Raw genomic sequence first — 1764 nt, forward strand, 5'->3', positions numbered from 1 at the left:
AGCCTCCCACCTATCCTGTACATGCAATACCGGATCCCAGTACCAAACTGGAGTAAAGCTCCATGGGGTCTTTCCGTCCTGGCGCGGGTAACCAGCATCTTCACTGGTACTTCAATTTCACCGGATGCATTGTCGAGACAGCGCTCAAATCATTACGCCTTTCGTGCGGGTCGGAACTTACCCGACAAGGAATTTCGCTACCTTAGGACCGTTATAGTTACGGCCGCCGTTTACTGGGGCTTAAATTCAAGGCTTCGATTGCTCTGACCTCTCCTCTTAACCTTCCAGCACCGGGCAGGCGTCAGCCCATATACCTCACCTTTCGGTTTCGCATAGACCTGTGTTTTTGCTAAACAGTTGCTTGAGCCTATTCTCTGCGGCCTGTTTCCACAGGCACCCCTTATCCCTAAGTTACGGGGCCATTTTGCCGAGTTCCTTGACAATGCTTCTTCCGCCGGCCTTAGGATTCTCTCCTCATCCACCTGTGTCGGTTTACGGTACGGGTACGGTACAAACAATAGCGGCTTTTCTTGACGCATGGCTCACGGACTTCGCTACTTTATTTCGCTCCGCTTCACAGCTTCCCATTGTGCGGCGGATTTGCCTTCCGCACTGGTACCCTGCTTGCACCGGGCTTTCCATTCCCGGCTTCCGCTTTCCTTACGTGTCCCCACAGTTCTGTCATACCGCAGTACAGGAATCTCCACCTGTTGTCCATCGGCTACGACTCTCGTCCTCGCCTTAGGCCCCGACTCACCCAGGGCAGATCAGCTTTACCCTGGAAACCTTGGATATTCGGCCACAAGGATTCCCACCTTGTTCTCGCTACTCATTCCGGCATTCTCTCTTCCATACAGTCCACAGCTCCTTTCGGTACTGCTTCGTCCCGTATGCAATGCTCCTCTACCAACCTTTCGGTTCCTTAGTTTCGGTGGTGCGTTTCAGCCCCGGACATTTTCGGCGCAGGACCTCTCGACCAGTGAGCTATTACGCACTCTTTGAATGTATGGCTGCTTCTGAGCCAACGTCCTGGTTGTCTTGGAGATCCCACATCCTTTTCCACTTAACGCACACTTTGGGACCTTAACTGAAGGTCTGGGCTCTTTCCCTTTTGACTGCCCAACTTATCTCGTGCAGTCTGACTCCCGGTCATATCTTAGCGGCATTCGGAGTTTGATATTCTTCGGTAGGCTTTGACGCCCCCTAGGAAATTCAGTGCTCTACCTCCGCAAGACTCGATACCGAGGCTAGCCCTAAAGCTATTTCGAGGAGAACCAGCTATCTCCGGGTTCGATTGGAATTTCTCCCCTACCCACACCTCATCCCCACCCTTTTCAACGGATGTGGGTTCGGCCCTCCACTGCCTCTTACGGCAGCTTCAGCCTGGACATGGGTAGATCACCCGGTTTCGGGTATACTCCTACTGACTTTGGCCCTGTTAAGACTTGGTTTCCCTACGGCTCCGTCCCTTAAGGACTTAACCTTGCCAGTAAGCGTAACTCGCCGGACCGTTCTACAAAAAGTACGCGGTCGTGCTCATATGGCACTCCCACAGCTTGTAGACACAGGGTTTCAGGTTCTCTTTCACTCCCCTCCCGGGGTCCTTTTCACCTTTCCTTCACAGTACTCTGCGCTATCGGTCACTAAGTGGTATTTAGCCTTGGGGGGTGGTCCCCCCGACTTCCCACAAGGTTTCTCGTGTCTCGTGGTACTCTGGATCCTGCCATGCTGCCTTTCCTTTCACTTACGGGGCTTTCACCCTCT

General features: G+C 53.1%; 1 rRNA gene. It reads right to left on the minus strand.

Annotation, left to right across the window (positions count from 1 at the left end):
- A 23S ribosomal RNA gene (locus G5B11_RS18570) occupies positions 1–1764 on the minus strand; the annotation flags it as partial.

It is taken from the genome of Blautia glucerasea, from assembly GCF_013304385.1.
Classification (GTDB): domain Bacteria; phylum Bacillota; class Clostridia; order Lachnospirales; family Lachnospiraceae; genus Blautia_A; species Blautia_A ammoniilytica.